This is a genomic window from Pseudomonas sp. WOUb67 (assembly GCF_050058005.1).
GTDB lineage: Bacteria > Pseudomonadota > Gammaproteobacteria > Pseudomonadales > Pseudomonadaceae > Aquipseudomonas > Aquipseudomonas putida_R.
Genome location: NZ_CP170112.1, coordinates 857,557 through 872,706 on the forward strand (window position 1 = coordinate 857,557; position 15,150 = coordinate 872,706).

General features: G+C 64.5%; 12 protein-coding genes. 7 read left to right on the forward strand and 5 right to left on the reverse strand.

Going from position 1 to position 15,150, the window contains the following annotated elements:
- Positions 1 to 68: 68 nt before the first annotated feature.
- Complete coding sequence (locus ABOC32_RS03830) at positions 69 to 1,040, reverse strand: GlxA family transcriptional regulator (RefSeq protein ID WP_426810173.1); 972 nt, start codon at positions 1,038 to 1,040, stop codon at positions 69 to 71.
- Between the two features lie 137 nt (positions 1,041 to 1,177).
- Here ABOC32_RS03830 and ABOC32_RS03835 point away from each other — a divergent pair, with 137 nt between their 5' ends.
- Positions 1,178 to 1,540 carry a helix-turn-helix domain-containing protein gene (locus ABOC32_RS03835; RefSeq protein WP_086978482.1) on the forward strand — a complete coding sequence of 121 codons (363 nt, stop codon included), beginning with the start codon at positions 1,178 to 1,180 and terminating at the stop codon, positions 1,538 to 1,540.
- 72 nt (positions 1,541 to 1,612) lie between these two features.
- Positions 1,613 to 2,239 (forward strand): isochorismate family cysteine hydrolase YcaC, encoded by a 627-nt coding sequence (ycaC, locus tag ABOC32_RS03840; RefSeq protein WP_426810174.1) that lies wholly within the window; start codon positions 1,613 to 1,615, stop codon positions 2,237 to 2,239.
- 115 nt (positions 2,240 to 2,354) lie between these two features.
- On the opposite strand, the gene ABOC32_RS03845 is transcribed toward ycaC, so the two are convergent.
- On the reverse strand, positions 2,355 to 7,403 hold the full coding sequence (locus ABOC32_RS03845) for a trifunctional serine/threonine-protein kinase/ATP-binding protein/sensor histidine kinase (RefSeq protein WP_426810175.1): 5,049 nt from the start codon (positions 7,401 to 7,403) through the stop codon (positions 2,355 to 2,357).
- Positions 7,404 to 7,643: 240 nt separating this feature from the next.
- Between ABOC32_RS03845 and ABOC32_RS03850 the strand changes: the two genes are divergently transcribed.
- The 3 genes from ABOC32_RS03850 (at position 7,644) to ABOC32_RS03860 (ending at position 9,635) form a co-directional block, all read left to right on the forward strand.
- A complete protein-coding gene (locus ABOC32_RS03850) occupies positions 7,644 to 8,636 on the forward strand; it encodes a response regulator (RefSeq protein WP_426810176.1) in 993 nt (330 codons plus the stop codon).
- On the forward strand, positions 8,633 to 9,001 hold the full coding sequence (locus tag ABOC32_RS03855) for a response regulator transcription factor (protein WP_426810177.1): 369 nt from the start codon (positions 8,633 to 8,635) through the stop codon (positions 8,999 to 9,001). The genes ABOC32_RS03850 and ABOC32_RS03855 overlap by 4 nt, the downstream gene beginning before the upstream one ends.
- Before the next feature lie 205 nt (positions 9,002 to 9,206).
- Positions 9,207 to 9,635 carry a DoxX family protein gene (locus tag ABOC32_RS03860; protein ID WP_426810178.1) on the forward strand — a complete coding sequence of 143 codons (429 nt, stop codon included), beginning with the start codon at positions 9,207 to 9,209 and terminating at the stop codon, positions 9,633 to 9,635.
- Positions 9,636 to 9,668: 33 nt separating this feature from the next.
- Here ABOC32_RS03860 and ABOC32_RS03865 read toward each other — a convergent pair whose 3' ends face one another.
- Positions 9,669 to 11,159: a YifB family Mg chelatase-like AAA ATPase gene (locus tag ABOC32_RS03865; RefSeq protein WP_426810179.1), complete on the reverse strand. Its 1,491-nt coding sequence runs from the start codon at positions 11,157 to 11,159 to the stop codon at positions 9,669 to 9,671.
- A 256-nt stretch (positions 11,160 to 11,415) separates the two neighbouring features.
- Between ABOC32_RS03865 and ABOC32_RS03870 the strand changes: the two genes are divergently transcribed.
- The gene (locus tag ABOC32_RS03870) at positions 11,416 to 13,410 is read left to right on the forward strand and encodes a DUF4034 domain-containing protein (RefSeq protein ID WP_426810180.1); all 1,995 of its coding nucleotides are present in this window, start codon (positions 11,416 to 11,418) and stop codon (positions 13,408 to 13,410) included.
- A gap of 174 nt (positions 13,411 to 13,584) precedes the next feature.
- Here the strand turns inward: ABOC32_RS03870 and ABOC32_RS03875 are convergent, their stop codons facing one another.
- Together ABOC32_RS03875 and ABOC32_RS03880 are read right to left on the reverse strand one after the other, a co-directional pair.
- Positions 13,585 to 14,013, reverse strand: a complete 429-nt coding sequence (locus ABOC32_RS03875; protein WP_401349551.1) for a TOBE domain-containing protein — start codon at positions 14,011 to 14,013, stop codon at positions 13,585 to 13,587.
- Positions 14,014 to 14,037: 24 nt separating this feature from the next.
- Positions 14,038 to 14,301, reverse strand: a complete 264-nt coding sequence (locus ABOC32_RS03880; RefSeq protein ID WP_086978505.1) for an accessory factor UbiK family protein — start codon at positions 14,299 to 14,301, stop codon at positions 14,038 to 14,040.
- A 465-nt stretch (positions 14,302 to 14,766) separates the two neighbouring features.
- Between ABOC32_RS03880 and glnK the strand changes: the two genes are divergently transcribed.
- On the forward strand, positions 14,767 to 15,105 hold the full coding sequence (glnK, locus tag ABOC32_RS03885) for a P-II family nitrogen regulator (RefSeq protein ID WP_002555808.1): 339 nt from the start codon (positions 14,767 to 14,769) through the stop codon (positions 15,103 to 15,105).
- Positions 15,106 to 15,150 lie beyond the last annotated feature (45 nt).

Consider the following 15,150-nt stretch of genomic DNA (forward strand, 5'->3'; position numbering starts at 1 on the left):
GGAAAGCGCCGCCGTACCTGTGGGAGCGGGTTTACCCGCGAAGAGGCCGGCACAGGAGTACGGCTGACTCAGGCCCCACCAAACTGCGCCCGATACTGCGCCGGCGTCATGCCAATGCGTTCACAGAACACCTTGCGCAAATGCCGGTCACTGCCAAACCCGCACTGCGCTGCCACCACCTTCAACGGCAAGTCGCTGCCTTCCAGCAGCTTGCGCGCCCGGTCGATCCGCGCGTTCTGCAAATATTGCAACGGCGTTATCCCCACCTCGCGCTGGAACGTGCGGGCGAAATTACGGCTGCTCATGGCCACCAGTTCGGCCATCTTCTGCACGGTGAGTGCCTGCTCGATATGGTCGACGATGTGCGCCTGTACCCGGGCAATGGGCGAATCATCACGCGGTACCGCGGCCAGCAACGGCCCGTACGGCGTTTGCCCGCCCTGGCGATGGCGGGCGACCAACAGCACCTTGGCCACTTCCAGGGCCAGCGCCTTGCCGTGGTCCTCGGCCACCACCGCCAGCGCCAGGTCGATCCCTGCGGTGATCCCGCCCGAAGTGATCAGGCAGCGGTCGATCACGTAGATCTGCTCGGTCTCGACCTTGGCCTCGGGGAACGCCTGCGCCAGGCGCTCCACGTAATTCCAGTGGGTGGTGCAGCGGTAGCCGTCCAGCAGCCCGGCCCGGCCCAGCAGGAATACCCCGGTGCAGATGGCACCGAAGCGCCTGGCACTGCGCACCGCCTGTGGCAACCAGCGCTCCAGCGCTGGCACGGCGGTGTCATACGCCCCCGGGCCGCCGGGTACCAGCAACAGGTCGACGGCTTCCGGCAAGTCTTCCAGGCGCAGGTCTGCTACCACTTTCAGCCCGCATGACCCGCGCACCGCTGCTTGCCCTTCGGCCAGGGTGAGCAGCCGGTATTGCCGCTCTTCAGGCAAAAACCGGTTGGCGATGGCAAATGCATCCATCGGGCCGGTGACGTCCAGCAACAGCACGTCGTTGAACAGCACCATGGCCACGGTGCGGTGAGCGGTTACCTGCATGCTTCTTCGCTCGGTAGCTGAGTACAGCGTGCATCTTACGGTATACCGCCGCGCACAATTAAGAACAATTCAGCTTTGGCTCAGGACTTTGTCATGTGCCGGGGGCGAGACTTTCTGCATTCAAGAGGAGAGTCGCCATGCACCACGGCACGCCCCAGGAGCCGCTGCAAACCACCGGCGCACTGACGCCCGCACGCTTGCGCCAGGCCAAGGAACTGATGCTGCGCAGCTCGCTGTCGATCATCGAGATCGCTGGCGTGTGCAACCTCACCCGCAGCCATTTCTCCCGTGCCTTCAAGGTCAACACGGGCCTCTCGCCCCAGGCCTGGCGCCTGTTGGCGCGCATGGAAAAAGCCAAGCGCCTGCTCGCCACCGAGGTGCCGATCACCCATGTGAGCCTGGAGTGCGGCTTTTGCGACCAGGCCCATTTCACCCGCGCCTTCAGCCGCCTGGTTGGCCAGCCGCCCAAGGCCTGGCGCCAGGCGCAGGCCATTCCTTAAGCCGAATCTATCCACCGGTATAAGCCCTTGCGCACAGTGCCGGCCCGTATTCCCAACCCAAGGAGTCACCCCATGAGCCAACCTGATTACAAGCGCTTGAACAAAGACGACGCCGTGGTCCTGCTGGTGGATCACCAGACCGGCCTGATCTCGCTGGTGCAGGACTTCTCGCCCAACGAGTTCAAGAACAACGTGCTGGCCCTGGGTGACCTGGCCAAGTTCTTCGGCCTGCCGACCATTCTCACCACCAGCTTCGAGCAAGGCCCGAACGGCCCGCTGGTACCCGAGCTGAAAGCGATGTTCCCGGACGCGCCGTACATTGCCCGCCCTGGCCAGATCAACGCCTGGGACAACGAAGACTTCGTCAAGGCCATCAAGGCCACCGGCCGCAAGCAGCTGATCATCGCCGGTGTGGTGACCGATGTGTGCGTGGCTTTCCCGACCTTGTCGGCACTGGCTGAAGGCTTTGAAGTGTTCGTGGTGACCGATGCCTCGGGTACCTTCAACGAAACCGTGCAACAGGCGGCGTGGGTGCGCATGACCCAGGCGGGCGCGCAGATGATGAACTGGTTCTCGGTGGCCTGTGAGCTGCACCGCGACTGGCGTAATGACATCGAAGGGTTGGGTAACCTGCTTTCGCAGCGCATTCCTAACTACCGCAACCTGATGAACAGCTATTCGGCTTTGACTTCGCGTTGATGTAAACCTGTACCGGCCTCTTCGCGGGCACGCCCGCTCCCACAGGGATATCTCAGGCCCAAAGCCAATGAGGTCCCTGTGGGAGCGGGCGTGCCCGCGAAGAGGCCGGTACAGGCTACGAGGGATTCACAGGCAGGGTGAAGTGAATCCGGCACCCGCCAAGCTCCGACACCAGCGCCTGCAACTGCCCGCCATGGGCCTGCACCACCGAACTGCAGATCGCCAGCCCCATCCCCATGCCACCGCTCTTGGTGGTGTAGAACGCCCCGAATACCTGCTCCCGTTCCTCAGGTGCAATCCCTGGCCCGTTGTCGTCCACACAGATCTCCACCCCGTTCCCGATCACCGTCGACGTAATCCGCAGCACGCCATCACTGCGATACCCCGCCAGCGCCTCCAGGCCATTGGTGATCAGGTTGAACACCAACTGCTGCAACTGCACCGGGTCGGCCATTACGCTCACCCCCGCCTGCAAGCGTGTCTGCACGTCCACCGTGCCCTTGGCGGCATCGGCCGAAGTCAGGCGCACCACCTCGCGGATCAGCTCGTCCAGCTTCACGGCCTTGAGCTGCACCGGCGACTGCTTGGCCAGCGAGCGCAATGCACGCACGATGTTGGCGGCACGCTCGCTGTCGTTGCGGATGTCTTCCAGGCCGGCAATCGCCTCTTCCAGGTCGGGCTTGGCGCGCTTCAGCCAGCGCAGGCTGGCGGCGGCGTTGGAGGTGATGCCCAGCAGTGGCTGGCTGATTTCGTGGGCGATGGATGCCGACAGCTCGTTCATTACCTGCAGGTGTGCACTGCGCGCCAGTTCCGCCCGTGAGCGGCGCAGTTCGGCTTCCATCTGTGCGCGGCTCTGGTTGTCTTCGGCCAGGCGGGTATAGAACTTGGCGGTCTGCAGCGAGACCGCCGCCTGTGAGGCGAGGATTTCCAGCATGGCCAGGCGCTGGCTGCCGAACAGGTTGGGTACCAGGCGGTTCTCCAGGTACACCAGGCCGATCAGCACGCCCTGGATCACCAGCGGCAGGCACAGCACCGACCGTGCGTTACGCGCTTGCAGCTCTTGGCGGAAGGCCTCGGGGCAATCGCTTTGGGCATCGTTGAGCACCAGCGGTTTGCGCGTGCGCATGGTGGTGTTGATGATCGACAGCGGTGCCTGGGTCATGAACTTCTGGCAGTTGTCCATGCTGACGTGCAGCCCGGTGTCGTCGATGTAGGCGAGGGCGGCCATCTGGAATTCGGCACCGCTGACGATCAGCAGCGCGCCGTGGTCGGCGCCGGAATGCTGGGTCAGGTGGCCCATCAGGGTTTCGATCAGGCCTTCGAGCAGCACTTCCTCGGACAGCGCACGCGCGGCTTCGATACCGGCTTCCAGGTCGAGCTTGGCCTGGTGGGTGGCACGGTAGGTTTCCTGGATGGGCTGGGTGCGCAGGAATGGGTGCAAGGCCTCCAGCTGGTGCACCTTGCCTGTCGCCCCCCAGATATGGAAGCAGTCGCGGGCGATGCGCAGGTGCAGGTTGGCGCCGGAAATCAAACCGCTGGGGATGCACACCTCGGCCAGCTGTTCATGGGCCAGAGCCTGCTCGTGGATGAAGCCCGATGCGGTGGCGGCGATCTGCGCCTGGTCGAAGCAACGGATGGCGGCCAGGCCGTCACCTTCAAGCTTGGCAATGACGCCTTCGATCAGCAGCAGCTTGTTGCGGAAGGTCGCCGGGTTGAAGCCGGCCCAGCGACTGAAACGCTCACGCAAACCCCGCAGCTCGCTCAGCTTGTCGGCCAGGCCGGCGGGGGCCTCAGGGCTGCCCAGGGCCAGGCCGTGGAACAGGTGGTAGTCGGCGAGGTTGATATGCGCAGGCGCCGCCCAGGCATTGTCACCGGCCTTGGCCAGGTTGCGCATGGCGTGTGGGATGTTGCCCAGGTAGAAGGCGGACATGCCTGTGAACAGGTGCCGGAAAAACAGCGTGGTCGCTGAGTTGACCGGCGTGGTCGAGGCCACGCAGGCTGCGCCGCTCAAGTTGGCGACGAAGGCTTGCTGGGCCTGCAGGATCTGTTCGATATCGCTGTAGCCGCAACGGCGAACAGTGGCCAGGCCCAGTTGCACTTCCTCCGCGACGTCCGGCAGATAGCGGCCCATGAACAGCGAGTCGGAGACCAGATGGTTGCGGGCATAGCAGCCCATCGCCAGGTCGCCGCTCAGGCGTGCCGAGTCGACCGCTTCCAGTGCGGTGCGGCGGGCGAACTCCATCGGCGAAGTCCAGGCGCTGACCTGGTCCAGGGCCAGCAGCGCGCTGGTCAGGTCGCCCTCGAAACCGTGCCGCTCGATCAGCTTCAGCGCAGCCAGGCAATAGGCATGGCCGTCGTGGTAGGCGCCGAAACGCTCGGCGATCATCACCCCGAACCAGGCCAGGCCGTAAGTGCTGCCTGGGGCAACGCCATGCAGCAGCGACAACTCCATGAGCTTGGCCAGGTGCAGGAAACCGAGGTCGTCCTGCACGAAGAACGATGACGACAGCGTGGCCAGCAGGCCGATCGCCACCGCCACTTGCTCCGAGTCGGTACGTGGCAGCGACTCCAGGCAGTGTCGGCCCTTTTGTTCGATCATGGCCAGCACACGGGCATGGCTGGCCTCTACCTGTTGCCGGTCGACGCCCCGTGCCAGGCGGATACCCAGCAGTTCCAGGCCTGACAAGGCGCTGTCGATGGCCGCCTGATAGTCGCTCTGCAAGGTGAACAGACGGGCCTGCAACTGGCACAGCCGCGCCCGATCCAGCGCCGAACGTGCGCGTTGGCGGCACTCGCCCAGCTGGGCCTCGGCCGCAGCCATGCGCGACAGTTGCATGTCGCACTCCGCTGCCATGCAGGCGATGGCAAAGCCATGCGTGGCGCGGCTTTCCAGCGTGCTGCCGTGGTGCAGCAGCTGCTCGGCCGTGTGCAGGTAACCCGCAGCCTGTGCAAAGGCGCCGCTGTCGCGCGCGCGCAACGCCGCTTCACGTAAAAGCTGCAGGAACACTTCGCAGTCATCCGCTGCAAACCCGCGTGGGTTGGCACGTTGCAGTTGATGGGCAACCTCGAAAAGAGCTTCGTGCAAATGCTCTGGCCAGGTTTGCAGCATGGCCTGGGCAATGCGTGCATGCAGCGATTCGCGCTCGCGCACGGGCGTGAGTTGATAAGCCGCTTCCATCACCCGGTCATGGGCAAAGCCCAAGCCTTTCTGGCTCGGCAGCAGGAAGCCTGCGCCAATCAGGGCCTGCAGCGGTTCGCCCGGTGCTTGTGCAAGGACCCGGCGAAGCAAGCGTTCATCGCATCGGCTGCCCGCTGCGCTGACGATGCGCAGCACGTCGCGCTGGGGCGCGGGCAGGCGCACCAGACGGTGGACCATCAGGTCGGCGACATTGTCGGAATAGCGGTGCCGGGCCACGGCCTGCAGGCACCATGACCAGCGCATGGCCTGGGTGTCGAAGGTGAACAACTGGTCCTCGACCATGGCCCTGAGGATCTGGTTGATGAAAAACGGGTTGCCGGCGGTCTTGTCGTGCACCAGTTCGGCCAGTTGCAGGGTCTGGTCGGGGGCGACGTGGTAGCGTTCGCCGATCAGCTCGGCCACCGCGCCAACGGCCAGCGGGCGCAGGTTCAGGGTGGTGCTGCGCACGGCTGCGGGCAGGGCAGGTGGAGCGCTGCTGGCTTGTACGTCATTGCGCCGGGCAAAGATCAGCAACAGGTTACCGGGCGCCTGTGCGAGCAGTTGCGCCAGCAGCTGCTGCGTGGCGTCGTCGGCCCACTGCATGTCATCGAGAAACAGCACCAGTGGCTGGCCAGGGCGGCTGAACACCTGCAGGAATTCAACGATCGCCCGTAGCTCTTTCTGCAACGCGAGGCGCGTGGGTTTTGCCGGCAGCGCGGGCAGCGGGCCGAGGATCAGTTGCAGGTCTGGCGCCAGCTTGCCCAGCAACCGGCCGTGGCCTTTGATGCGGCGCAAGATCTCGCGCCGCAGGGTGTCGAGCTCCTGGCTGTTCTTTGCCAGCAGCTGGGTGGTCAACGCGCCGAGGATCTCCACCCAAGGCGCATAGGGCACGGCCTGGGCGAGGCTGTTGCACTTGCCGATGGCCCAGTAGCCGTGGGCGTTGCCCTTCAGCGCAGCCTCGACCAGGCTCGACTTGCCCATGCCGGCGGCACCGTTGATGAACAGCGCATGGGGTGTGCTGTCGCGGCGCAGGCCCTTGAGCATCAGGGCGATGGCTTTTTGTTCTGCGCTGCGGCCATACAGGCGTGTGCGGCTGGGCGCGACCGGGTCGGCGCAACCGGGGGTGAAAGCTGCCATGGTCTTGCTGCTGGCCCATTGCCGCTGGCAGTGGGCGAGGTCTACTGCCAGCGCGCGTGCGCTCTGGTATCGGGCGTCCGGTTCTTTGGCCAGGGCCTTGGCTAGGATCCGGCTCAAAGGCTGCGGCACGTTGCTGTCCACTTCGCAGGCGGCCCTTGGCTGCACGCCGGCATGCAGCTGGCGCCAGTGTTGGGTGTCGCGCCCGGCCAGCGGCAGCTCGCCCAGCAGCAGTTGGTAAAGGATTGCGCCCAGGGCATAGATGTCGCTGCGCCGGTCGCTGCTACTGCCGTGCGGGCAAACCTGCTCCGGCGCCAGGTAGGACCAGTTGCCCAGCGGTGTGCCCTGTTCGCCGATCAGTTGTGCCGGGCCTGCGCGAAAGCAGCCCAGGCGCACCCGCTGGTTGCCTTGCAGGCACACATGCTCGGGCTGGAGGGCGCCATGCAGCACGTTGCGTTCATGGGCCAGGGCCAGGGCGGTGGCTGCGTTCACCGCGATGTCGAGAAAGGGCTCCAGGGCCGCCGGGCCTTCGCTCAGCAGGTCGGCGATGGAGTGGCCGGCCGGGTATACCAGCAGCGGGCCCTCGGCAGAGCGCACGAACGCCGAGGGGATTACCGCCCATTGCGGGTCCAGCTGCAGTTGGTAGTCACGCTCCAGGCGCTGGCAGGCGGCGGGTGCTTCGAGCGGAGCGCGCACAGCGATCCAGGACTGGCCGGTGACGGCGTCGCGCAGGCGGAAGTAGCTGAGCTCGCCTTCCTGGCCCAGCGGTGTGATATGGCACCGGTTCAGCCAGCCCTCGTCGATCGACTGGTCAAAATCGATGGGCCTGTGAGCGAGGCGTTCATCAAGCATCTGGCACCCCCTGGCAGCGACATCCTGACGCGCGAGTATACGCAGCGAGCCCAGTACCGATGCGGCTTGCAGCCTGCTTGGCAGGAACGGGCACGCTGTTGTCCGTTATCGTACCCTGAGCGCCGACCGGCACTTGTATAGTGCTTGGGCCAACCTATCCCTCGGGATAATTGTCTCAATGTGTGCGTCGGCCTAGGCTGCCCGGGGCGGCGCAAACGCCCGTGCCCGTGCGAGGAAGCCATGATCCGAATAGGCAATGCCCAGGTGTCGCTGGAGCGGCGCGAAGTGTTTCTCGACGGTAAGCCGATCGTGTTGGGCGGGCGCGCATTCGAGGTGCTGGCCACGCTGATCAAGGCCAAGGGCCGGGTGGTGGGCAAGGACGAGCTGTTCAGCCAGGTGTGGGCCGGCACGGTGGTCGAGGACAACAACTTGCAGGTGCAGGTGTCCCTGCTGCGCAAGGCTTTTGGCGACCGCGGGCTGATCCAGACCGTGCCGCGCCGGGGTTACCGCCTGGCCGCCGAGATCAGCTTTGATGTCCCTTCCCATGGGCTGGGCCAATCGCCGCTGTGTGCCGGGGCCGACAACCTCGAACCGTTGGATGACAGCACTCACGTGCCGGTGCTGGTGGTGGACGATGACCCGTCGGTGCGAACGGCACTGGGCCGCCTGCTGCGCTCGCAGGATATCCCGCATCATCTGTTTGCCAGTGCCGAGGCGCTGTTCGACGCCCGCCTGGAAACCCCCTATGCCTGCCTGCTGCTGGACATGCACCTGTCCGATACCACCGGGCTGGAAGTGCAAGACGCGTTGCGCCGGCTGGCGCTGCCCTGGCCAATCGTGTTCATGACGGGCTTCGGCACAATCCCGATGACGGTGCAGGCCATGCGGGCCGGTGCTGTGGAGTTCCTGACCAAGCCTTTTGACGAAGACCAGTTGCTGACGCTGCTGCAGGCCGTGCGGCACAGGGCTGTGGCCGATGGGCGTAAATGGCGCCACGCGCGGCAGGTCGAGGAAAAGTACCAGCGCCTGACCCCGCGTGAGCGCGAGGTTTTCTCGCTGGTGGTCGATGGCTTGTCGCACAAGCAGATTGCCAGGCAAATCGGCACCAGCGAAGTGACAACCAAGGTGCACAAGAAAAACATCATGAACAAGATGCAGTCCCGCTCGCTTGTCGAACTGGTGGCCATGCACACCGTTATCGGGGCGCGGCCTGAGGGCCTGGGCGGCGCATGAACAGATGGGTGTGCATCGTCGACGACGATGCTTCGGTGCGCAAGAGCCTGGCCAACCTGCTGCGTTCGGCCGGGTTCGAGACCTTGTCGTTTGCAGCGGGGGATGTGTTCCTCGGTTCGGAGCTGGCGCGACAGGCCGGTTGTGTGTTGCTCGACCTGAAAATGCCGGGGATGAGCGGGCTTCAGGTGCAGCGCGAGCTGGTGCGGCAGGGGTGGTGCCTGCCGGTGATCTGCATGTCGGCACATTGGGATGATGGTGCGGTACATGCAGTGATGGGCGCCGGGGCGCAGGCCTGCCTGGGCAAACCTTTCTCTGAAGAGGTATTGCTGAAGGTGGTTGAGGAGGCTTTGGCTGGCAGCCAGTGATGTGTCGCCAGTGCCGGCCCTTTCGCGGGTGAACCCGCTCCCACAGGGTTCTTCGCGGTTTCAACGGCTGTGGTGGTCCCTGTGGGAGCGGGTTCACCCGCGAAGAGGCCAGTAGCTAAAACAGCCATCTCAGCACACCAGCGCAATCAACCATTGGGAAACTGGGCAATTCTCACCGGGTTGACCGATTACCGAGCCCTTTGCCATGCCCCGCCTGAAAACCTTCCTCGACCCCCAATCCCCAGTCCTGACCGCCACCGGCCTGCTGTTCATACGGGCAATGGCTGCCTTGCTGCTGCTCTTCATCCACGGCCTGCCCAAGCTGCTGAACTGGAGCGGGGAGTTGCAGCGCATCGAAGATCCTTTTGGGCTGGGTGCGCCACTGACCTTGGGGCTGGCGGTATTTGCCGAGGTGGTTTGCCCGCTGTTACTGCTGCTTGGGATCGCCGCGCGCCTGGCTTGCCTGCCGGTGCTGGTGGTGTTGCTGGTGGCCCTGGTGGTGGTGCATCTGGACTGGACGCTGGAGCAGGGGCAATTTGCCTGGTTGCTGGTGGCGCTTTATGGCGGGTTGGCATTGACTGGGCCTGGGGCGTATTCGGTTTCCGGTATGTTCTGGCGAAATCGGCTTGCTTGATGGATTTTGGGGCCGCTTTGCGGCCCCGGCAATCTAGCTGCTCCCCGGCCGGTACTGCAGGGCCTCGGCCAGGTGCGGCCGGCCAATCGCCTCGCAACCCTCCAGGTCCGCCAGTGTCCGCGCCACTTTCAATAACCGGTGCGCCGCCCGCAACGACAGGGTCAACCGCTCGCAGGCCCCCTCCAGCCACGCCTGGTCTACCGCTTGCAGTCCGCAATGGCGACGCAGCCCTTCAAGGTCGAGAAACGCATTCACACACCCTTGGCGCCGCTGCTGTACCTCGCGCGCCTGCGCCACCCTGGCGGCCACATCGGCACTGGCTTCACCACAGGGCTGGTTGTTCAGCGTGGTGCTTTCGCGGGCCACGGTCAGGTGCAGGTCGATGCGGTCCAGCAGCGGCCCCGACAACTTGTTGCGGTACCGCGCGATCTGCTCGGTGCTGCAGCGGCAGCGGCCAGTGGGGTCGCCCAGGTAGCCGCAAGGGCACGGGTTCATCGCCGCCACCAGCTGAAAGCGTGCCGGAAAACGCACCTTGTCGCGGGCCCGGGCAATCACGATTTCGCCCGATTCCAGCGGCTCGCGCAGCACTTCCAGCACGCGGCGCTCGAACTCTGGCAGCTCATCGAGAAACAGCACGCCATGGTGGGCCAGGGTGATTTCGCCCGGTTGCGGCCGGCTGCTGCCACCGACCAATGCAGGCCCGGATGCGGAGTGGTGGGGGTGGCGAAACGGTCGCTGCGGCCAGCTGCTCAGCGGTGCATGCCCGCTGACTGACTGGATGGCCGCCACTTCCAGCGCCTCGTGCTCGTCCAGCGGTGGTAACAGCCCGGGCAGGCGGCTGGCGAGCAAGGTCTTGCCGGTGCCGGGTGGCCCGGTGAACAACAGGTTGTGCGCCCCAGCCGCCGCCAGCATCAACGCGCGCTTGGCCGCCAGCTGGCCCTGCACCTCGCTCAGGTCGGGGTAGGGGCGTTGCTGCAGGATCAAGCCATTGGCAGCGTAGGGCGGCAGCGGCACCTGGCCGTTCAGGTGGGCGACCAGCTCCAGCAGGTGCCCCACCGCATACACCACCAGCCCGCCGGCCAGGCTGGCTTCCTCGGCGTTCTCCCGCGGTACCACCAGCGCCCGGCCCGCCTCGCGTGCCGCCAGGGCCGCCGGCAGTACGCCCTGCACCGCACGCAATTTGCCAGATAACGCCAGTTCGCCCAGGCACTCGACCTCGGCGAGGCTGGCCGCGGGTACCTGGCCGTCGGCGGCAAGGATGCCCAGGGCAATGGCCAGGTCATAGCGCCCGCCATCCTTGGGCAGGTCGGCGGGGGCCAGGTTCTGGGTAATGCGCCGCTGCGGGTAGTTCAGCCCGGAGTTGACGATGGCACTGCGTACCCGGTCCTTGCTTTCCTTGACCGTGGTTTCGGGCAGGCCGACCAGGGTGAGATGGGGCAGGCCGTTGGCCAGGTGGGTTTCGACGCTGACCGCCGGTGCCTGTACACCCACCTGGGCGCGGCTGTGGACGAGGGCTAGGGACATGGACGCTCCGTTGTCGCTGAAAGGGGCCGCTTCCTGCGGCTCGGTCAAGGATAGCGAGGGTTGCCACGGCAGGCGCAACAAGTGTGCGTCGTGGTTTTACAGGGCAGGGTTTTTCCCTGTGATTTGACAAAAATCGGCAAAAAATGGATCCAATAAACTTTGCGCAGGTGCCTGGTATGGCTTAGTGTTGTTGGGCAAATGCCGTTGCCATGGGATGGCACGCATCTTCTTTCAAATGGACTTGAGGTATTGCGCCGTGCAAACGCTCACCCGCACGCGCCAGATCATCCGCGAACTGGTGCAGGCCAATTCATTCATAGAACTCACCCGCTTTTTCGACAGCCTCGAGGCGCAATGGCGCCAAGCCCCGCCCGGCGAGTTTCCGGCCTACCTGGCGGCCATCGAAGGGCACATGCTGGTCGACCCGGAGCACCAGGGTGACAGGGCCCTGAGCCAAGTCATCAAAGCCTGGATTGACGCCTGCCCCAAGGCTTACCACCCGCAGGTGGTAATGGGCATGCACTGCTTCCACCGGGCTTGCCAGGTGCAGGGTGCCGGCCAACGCGACGCTGCGCGCTTGCTGGCCGTCGAGCAAATATGTGAAACCGCGACCGCGCACCTGTTGCGTGCAATGGACCGCTGCGCACAACCTGTGGCAGCGGCCATTGGCATGCTGCGTATCAGTGCGCAGCTGCGCGAGCCAGGCTGGTTGATCGAACTGTTTCAGGGGCAGCCTGCGCGGTACAGGCCCAGCGCCCATGCCGATGTGGAAGTGCAGGAAGCCGCGGCGCCCTTACTGGTGAAGCACGGGCTGTTGCCCTTGGCCGAGTTGCCCCAAGCGTTGCCGGCGTGCCTGAGCAGGCGGATCGATCACGAAAATGAAACACCACGCTATTACTGGTTGCGCCATGCGCTGGTGGCCCGCCCTGGTTGCTTTGAAGCGATCCAGGCCCTCGCCGTTTACCTGCTGCCCCGTTGGGGCGCCAGCTTCGATGCGCTAGACCTGTTGGCCAATGGGGCGTTGTGCGAAGGGTGGGACGAAGCGTTGCGCAATGCGTTGCGCTGGATGGCCGTCGAAGAGCGGCTGAAGCTGCCACATGCCGAACAGTTACAGGCCGTCGCCGATTGGCAGCAACTGTTCGATGCCTGGTTGCAGCGCCCGCTAAGGCCCAGGGAAAGCGCCGTCTTGCTGGCTTGGCGAGGCGCGCTGCGCAGCAGTGCCTTGCAGGACCATGCCGGCGGTATGCGCGATTTCGCGGCGAGCCTGGCATGCAATGCCGACCACGGTGCCATCCCAGCCATGGGCGAGCCATTTCGCTGCCTGGTCGGGCTGATACTGAGCGATGGCATGGCAGATGAACAACACCTGTTGCGCACCGCCATCGAGCGCCTGTGTGAAGGCCGCTCGCATGCTGGCGCCTGTGCAATGCGTGCTGTTGGGCATCGCTTCGGCCTGTGGGGGCTGCCACGCTCGGCCGAGCAGGCAAGGCTATGGTCGCAAATGGCGGTGACGCGCCAGCGCGCGGGCCAGGCGCCAGGCTTCGAGGTGCTCGCTGTGGCGCGGCTGCTGTGGGCTGCCAACCGGCATGAGGTGGCCTGTTACCTGTATGAGCGCTGTGCCGAGCTGAGCCTGCCGGGTGCAGCCCTGGGTCTGTACGAGCTGCACAGCGGCGGCCTGGGCAACTCCCCGGCGCACTATCTGGATGACGAGGCGGCTGAGTATTGGTTGCAGCGTGCGGTGGAGGCGGGTAGCAGGCAGGCCAAGTACAACCTCGCCTGCCTGCGCATGGATGGCGATGAGGACCTGAATGAGCGAAGCGCCATGCTGGCCGTCAGGCGCCTGCTGGTCGACGCATTGGGTAATCCGCAGACCAATGCACGCGCGCGCTTGCATCTGGGGATTCTGTTGCGCCAGTTTGGCGAAGCGCAGGAGCGATCCGAGGCGGTCGCCTACCTGTCGAGCCTGGTCGAGCATCCGGACGCGTGGATTGCCGGGCGCGCCAGTGCCGAACTGGGGTTGGCCTGGATGCAGGGGCGCGGCACCCGCAAGCAGAGCCGTTTCGCTGCCATCGAATGGGCCAACCGTGCGGCTGCCTTGCAGCCTGGGGATTCAGCCATCGAAGACATCCAGGCCGAGATCCTCAACTCGCACAACCGGGTCAAGACCCTGGTTACCCAGTGTGGTGCGACCCTGTTTCGCGGCACCTTGCATGCCAGCGAGTTGCCGCCGAAGCAGCTCTGCGCGAGCTAGCAGGGGGTGAGCCTTGTTTGATATCTGTGGGAGCGGCTTTAGCCGCGAACACCGGCTATGCCGGTGCCATCCACCTCGCTGGTTTCTTCGCGGGTAAACCCGCTCCCACAGGGTATCCTCAGGACTCAGGACTCAGGACTCAGGACTCAGGACTCAGGACTCAGGACTCAGAGCTCAGGGCTTGGCGCCGAGGATGATGTGCGAGGCCTTGATCAGTGCAGTGGCCTTCACACCCGGTGCCAGGCCCAGCTCCTGCACGGCTTCGCGGGTCACGATGGCATACACCTCGGTGCCGCCGGCCAGCTTCAGCACCACTTCGGCATTCACTGCACCATCACCCACCCGCACCACTTCGCCTTCCAGTGCGTTACGGGCCGACAGTTTGTAGCCGGCAGCGTCGGTCAGCAGCACCACCCACGGCGCTTTGACCAGCGCCACGGCATCTTTGCCGACGTTGATGCTGAGGTTATGCAGGCTGGCCATGGTGACCACCGCCACCAGCTTTTCACCGCCACCCAGGGTCAGCTCGACTTCGGCATTGACCGCGCCGGGCTGAACGTTGGTGACTTTGCCTTCAAAAACATTGCGTGCGCTGACTTTCATGGGAAACGCTCCGTGTATCGGTTGTTATTCCTGCGTGTCGGGCGCCATGCGTGCTTCCAGTTCGGCTACTTGTTTTTCCAAGGCCTCCAGGCGTGCGCGGGTGCGCGCCAGCACGACCATCTGGCTGTCGAATTCGTCACGGCTGACCAGGTCCAGCTTGCTGAAGGCACCTTGCATCAGCACCTTGAACTGGCTTTCCAGTTCTGCACGGGGCTGTGCGGTATCGCTGCTGAACAGGCGCGAGGCCTGGTCGCTCAGGGCATCGAGAAGGGCTTTGGGCGCAAGCATGGCGTTGTCCACTGAAACTGAGAATGGCCGGCAGTGTAGCACCTGACCCTTGAGTTCACATTGGCCCTTGTGGGAGCGGGCAGGCCCGCGAAGAACCCAGCGCGGTGGATGGCACCGGCTGTGCCGGTGTTCGCGGGCGTGCCCGCTCCCACAGTTCTCGATCGATTGCACGTTTTTCGCGCAATGCGCCCTGCTTGTGCGCACCGAAACTGTGCATGTTTTCCATGCTGGCGACTGGCCAATCCCGACCCTTTCACATAACTCGCTGTTTTCCGGTGATTTGCCGGAACTGGCAAGGTTTCTGCAAAGACCTGTACGAGCCATGCACTGATGCAGTTCCTTGTGACCAAGCAGTGCGCACGCGGAGCCGGATGCCGACGACGCGTTACAAAGCCAACCGCTGCGCTTAGACTTGAGACGGGTTTGTTTTCCTGGGGCAAGTCCACCAAATCGGGAGAGAGTTTCATGAAGCTAGTCACAGCCATCATCAAGCCGTTCAAGCTGGACGACGTGCGCGAGTCGCTGTCGGAAATCGGCGTGCAGGGCATCACTGTTACTGAAGTCAAAGGCTTCGGCCGGCAGAAGGGCCACACCGAGCTGTATCGCGGTGCTGAATATGTGGTCGATTTTCTGCCCAAGGTGAAGATCGATGTTGCCATCGATGACAAGGACCTTGATCGGGTAATCGAAGCCATCACCAAGGCTGCCAACACCGGCAAGATCGGTGACGGCAAGATTTTCGTGGTGAATCTGGAGCAGGCGATCCGCATCCGTACCGGCGAAACCGATACCGACGCGATCTAAGCAGCAAAAAAGCCTCACCAAACCCAACGCCCCAGGAGAAAACAA

Bases quoted from the DNA above. Each gene is read 5' to 3' on its own strand.
- ABOC32_RS03860 (WP_426810178.1), top strand. From the start codon at position 9,207: ATGCCCCGCCTGAAAACCTTCCTCGACCCCCAATCCCCAGTCCTGACC.
- glnK (WP_002555808.1), top strand. From the start codon at position 14,767: ATGAAGCTAGTCACAGCCATCATCAAGCCGTTCAAGCTGGACGACGTG.
- ABOC32_RS03850 (WP_426810176.1), top strand. From the start codon at position 7,644: ATGATCCGAATAGGCAATGCCCAGGTGTCGCTGGAGCGGCGCGAAGTG.
- ABOC32_RS03865 (WP_426810179.1), bottom strand. From the start codon at position 11,159: ATGTCCCTAGCCCTCGTCCACAGCCGCGCCCAGGTGGGTGTACAGGCA.
- ABOC32_RS03835 (WP_086978482.1), top strand. From the start codon at position 1,178: ATGCACCACGGCACGCCCCAGGAGCCGCTGCAAACCACCGGCGCACTG.
- ABOC32_RS03855 (WP_426810177.1), top strand. From the start codon at position 8,633: ATGAACAGATGGGTGTGCATCGTCGACGACGATGCTTCGGTGCGCAAG.
- ycaC (WP_426810174.1), top strand. From the start codon at position 1,613: ATGAGCCAACCTGATTACAAGCGCTTGAACAAAGACGACGCCGTGGTC.
- ABOC32_RS03880 (WP_086978505.1), bottom strand. From the start codon at position 14,301: ATGCTTGCGCCCAAAGCCCTTCTCGATGCCCTGAGCGACCAGGCCTCG.
- ABOC32_RS03830 (WP_426810173.1), bottom strand. From the start codon at position 1,040: ATGCAGGTAACCGCTCACCGCACCGTGGCCATGGTGCTGTTCAACGAC.
- ABOC32_RS03875 (WP_401349551.1), bottom strand. From the start codon at position 14,013: ATGAAAGTCAGCGCACGCAATGTTTTTGAAGGCAAAGTCACCAACGTT.
- ABOC32_RS03845 (WP_426810175.1), bottom strand. From the start codon at position 7,403: ATGCTTGATGAACGCCTCGCTCACAGGCCCATCGATTTTGACCAGTCG.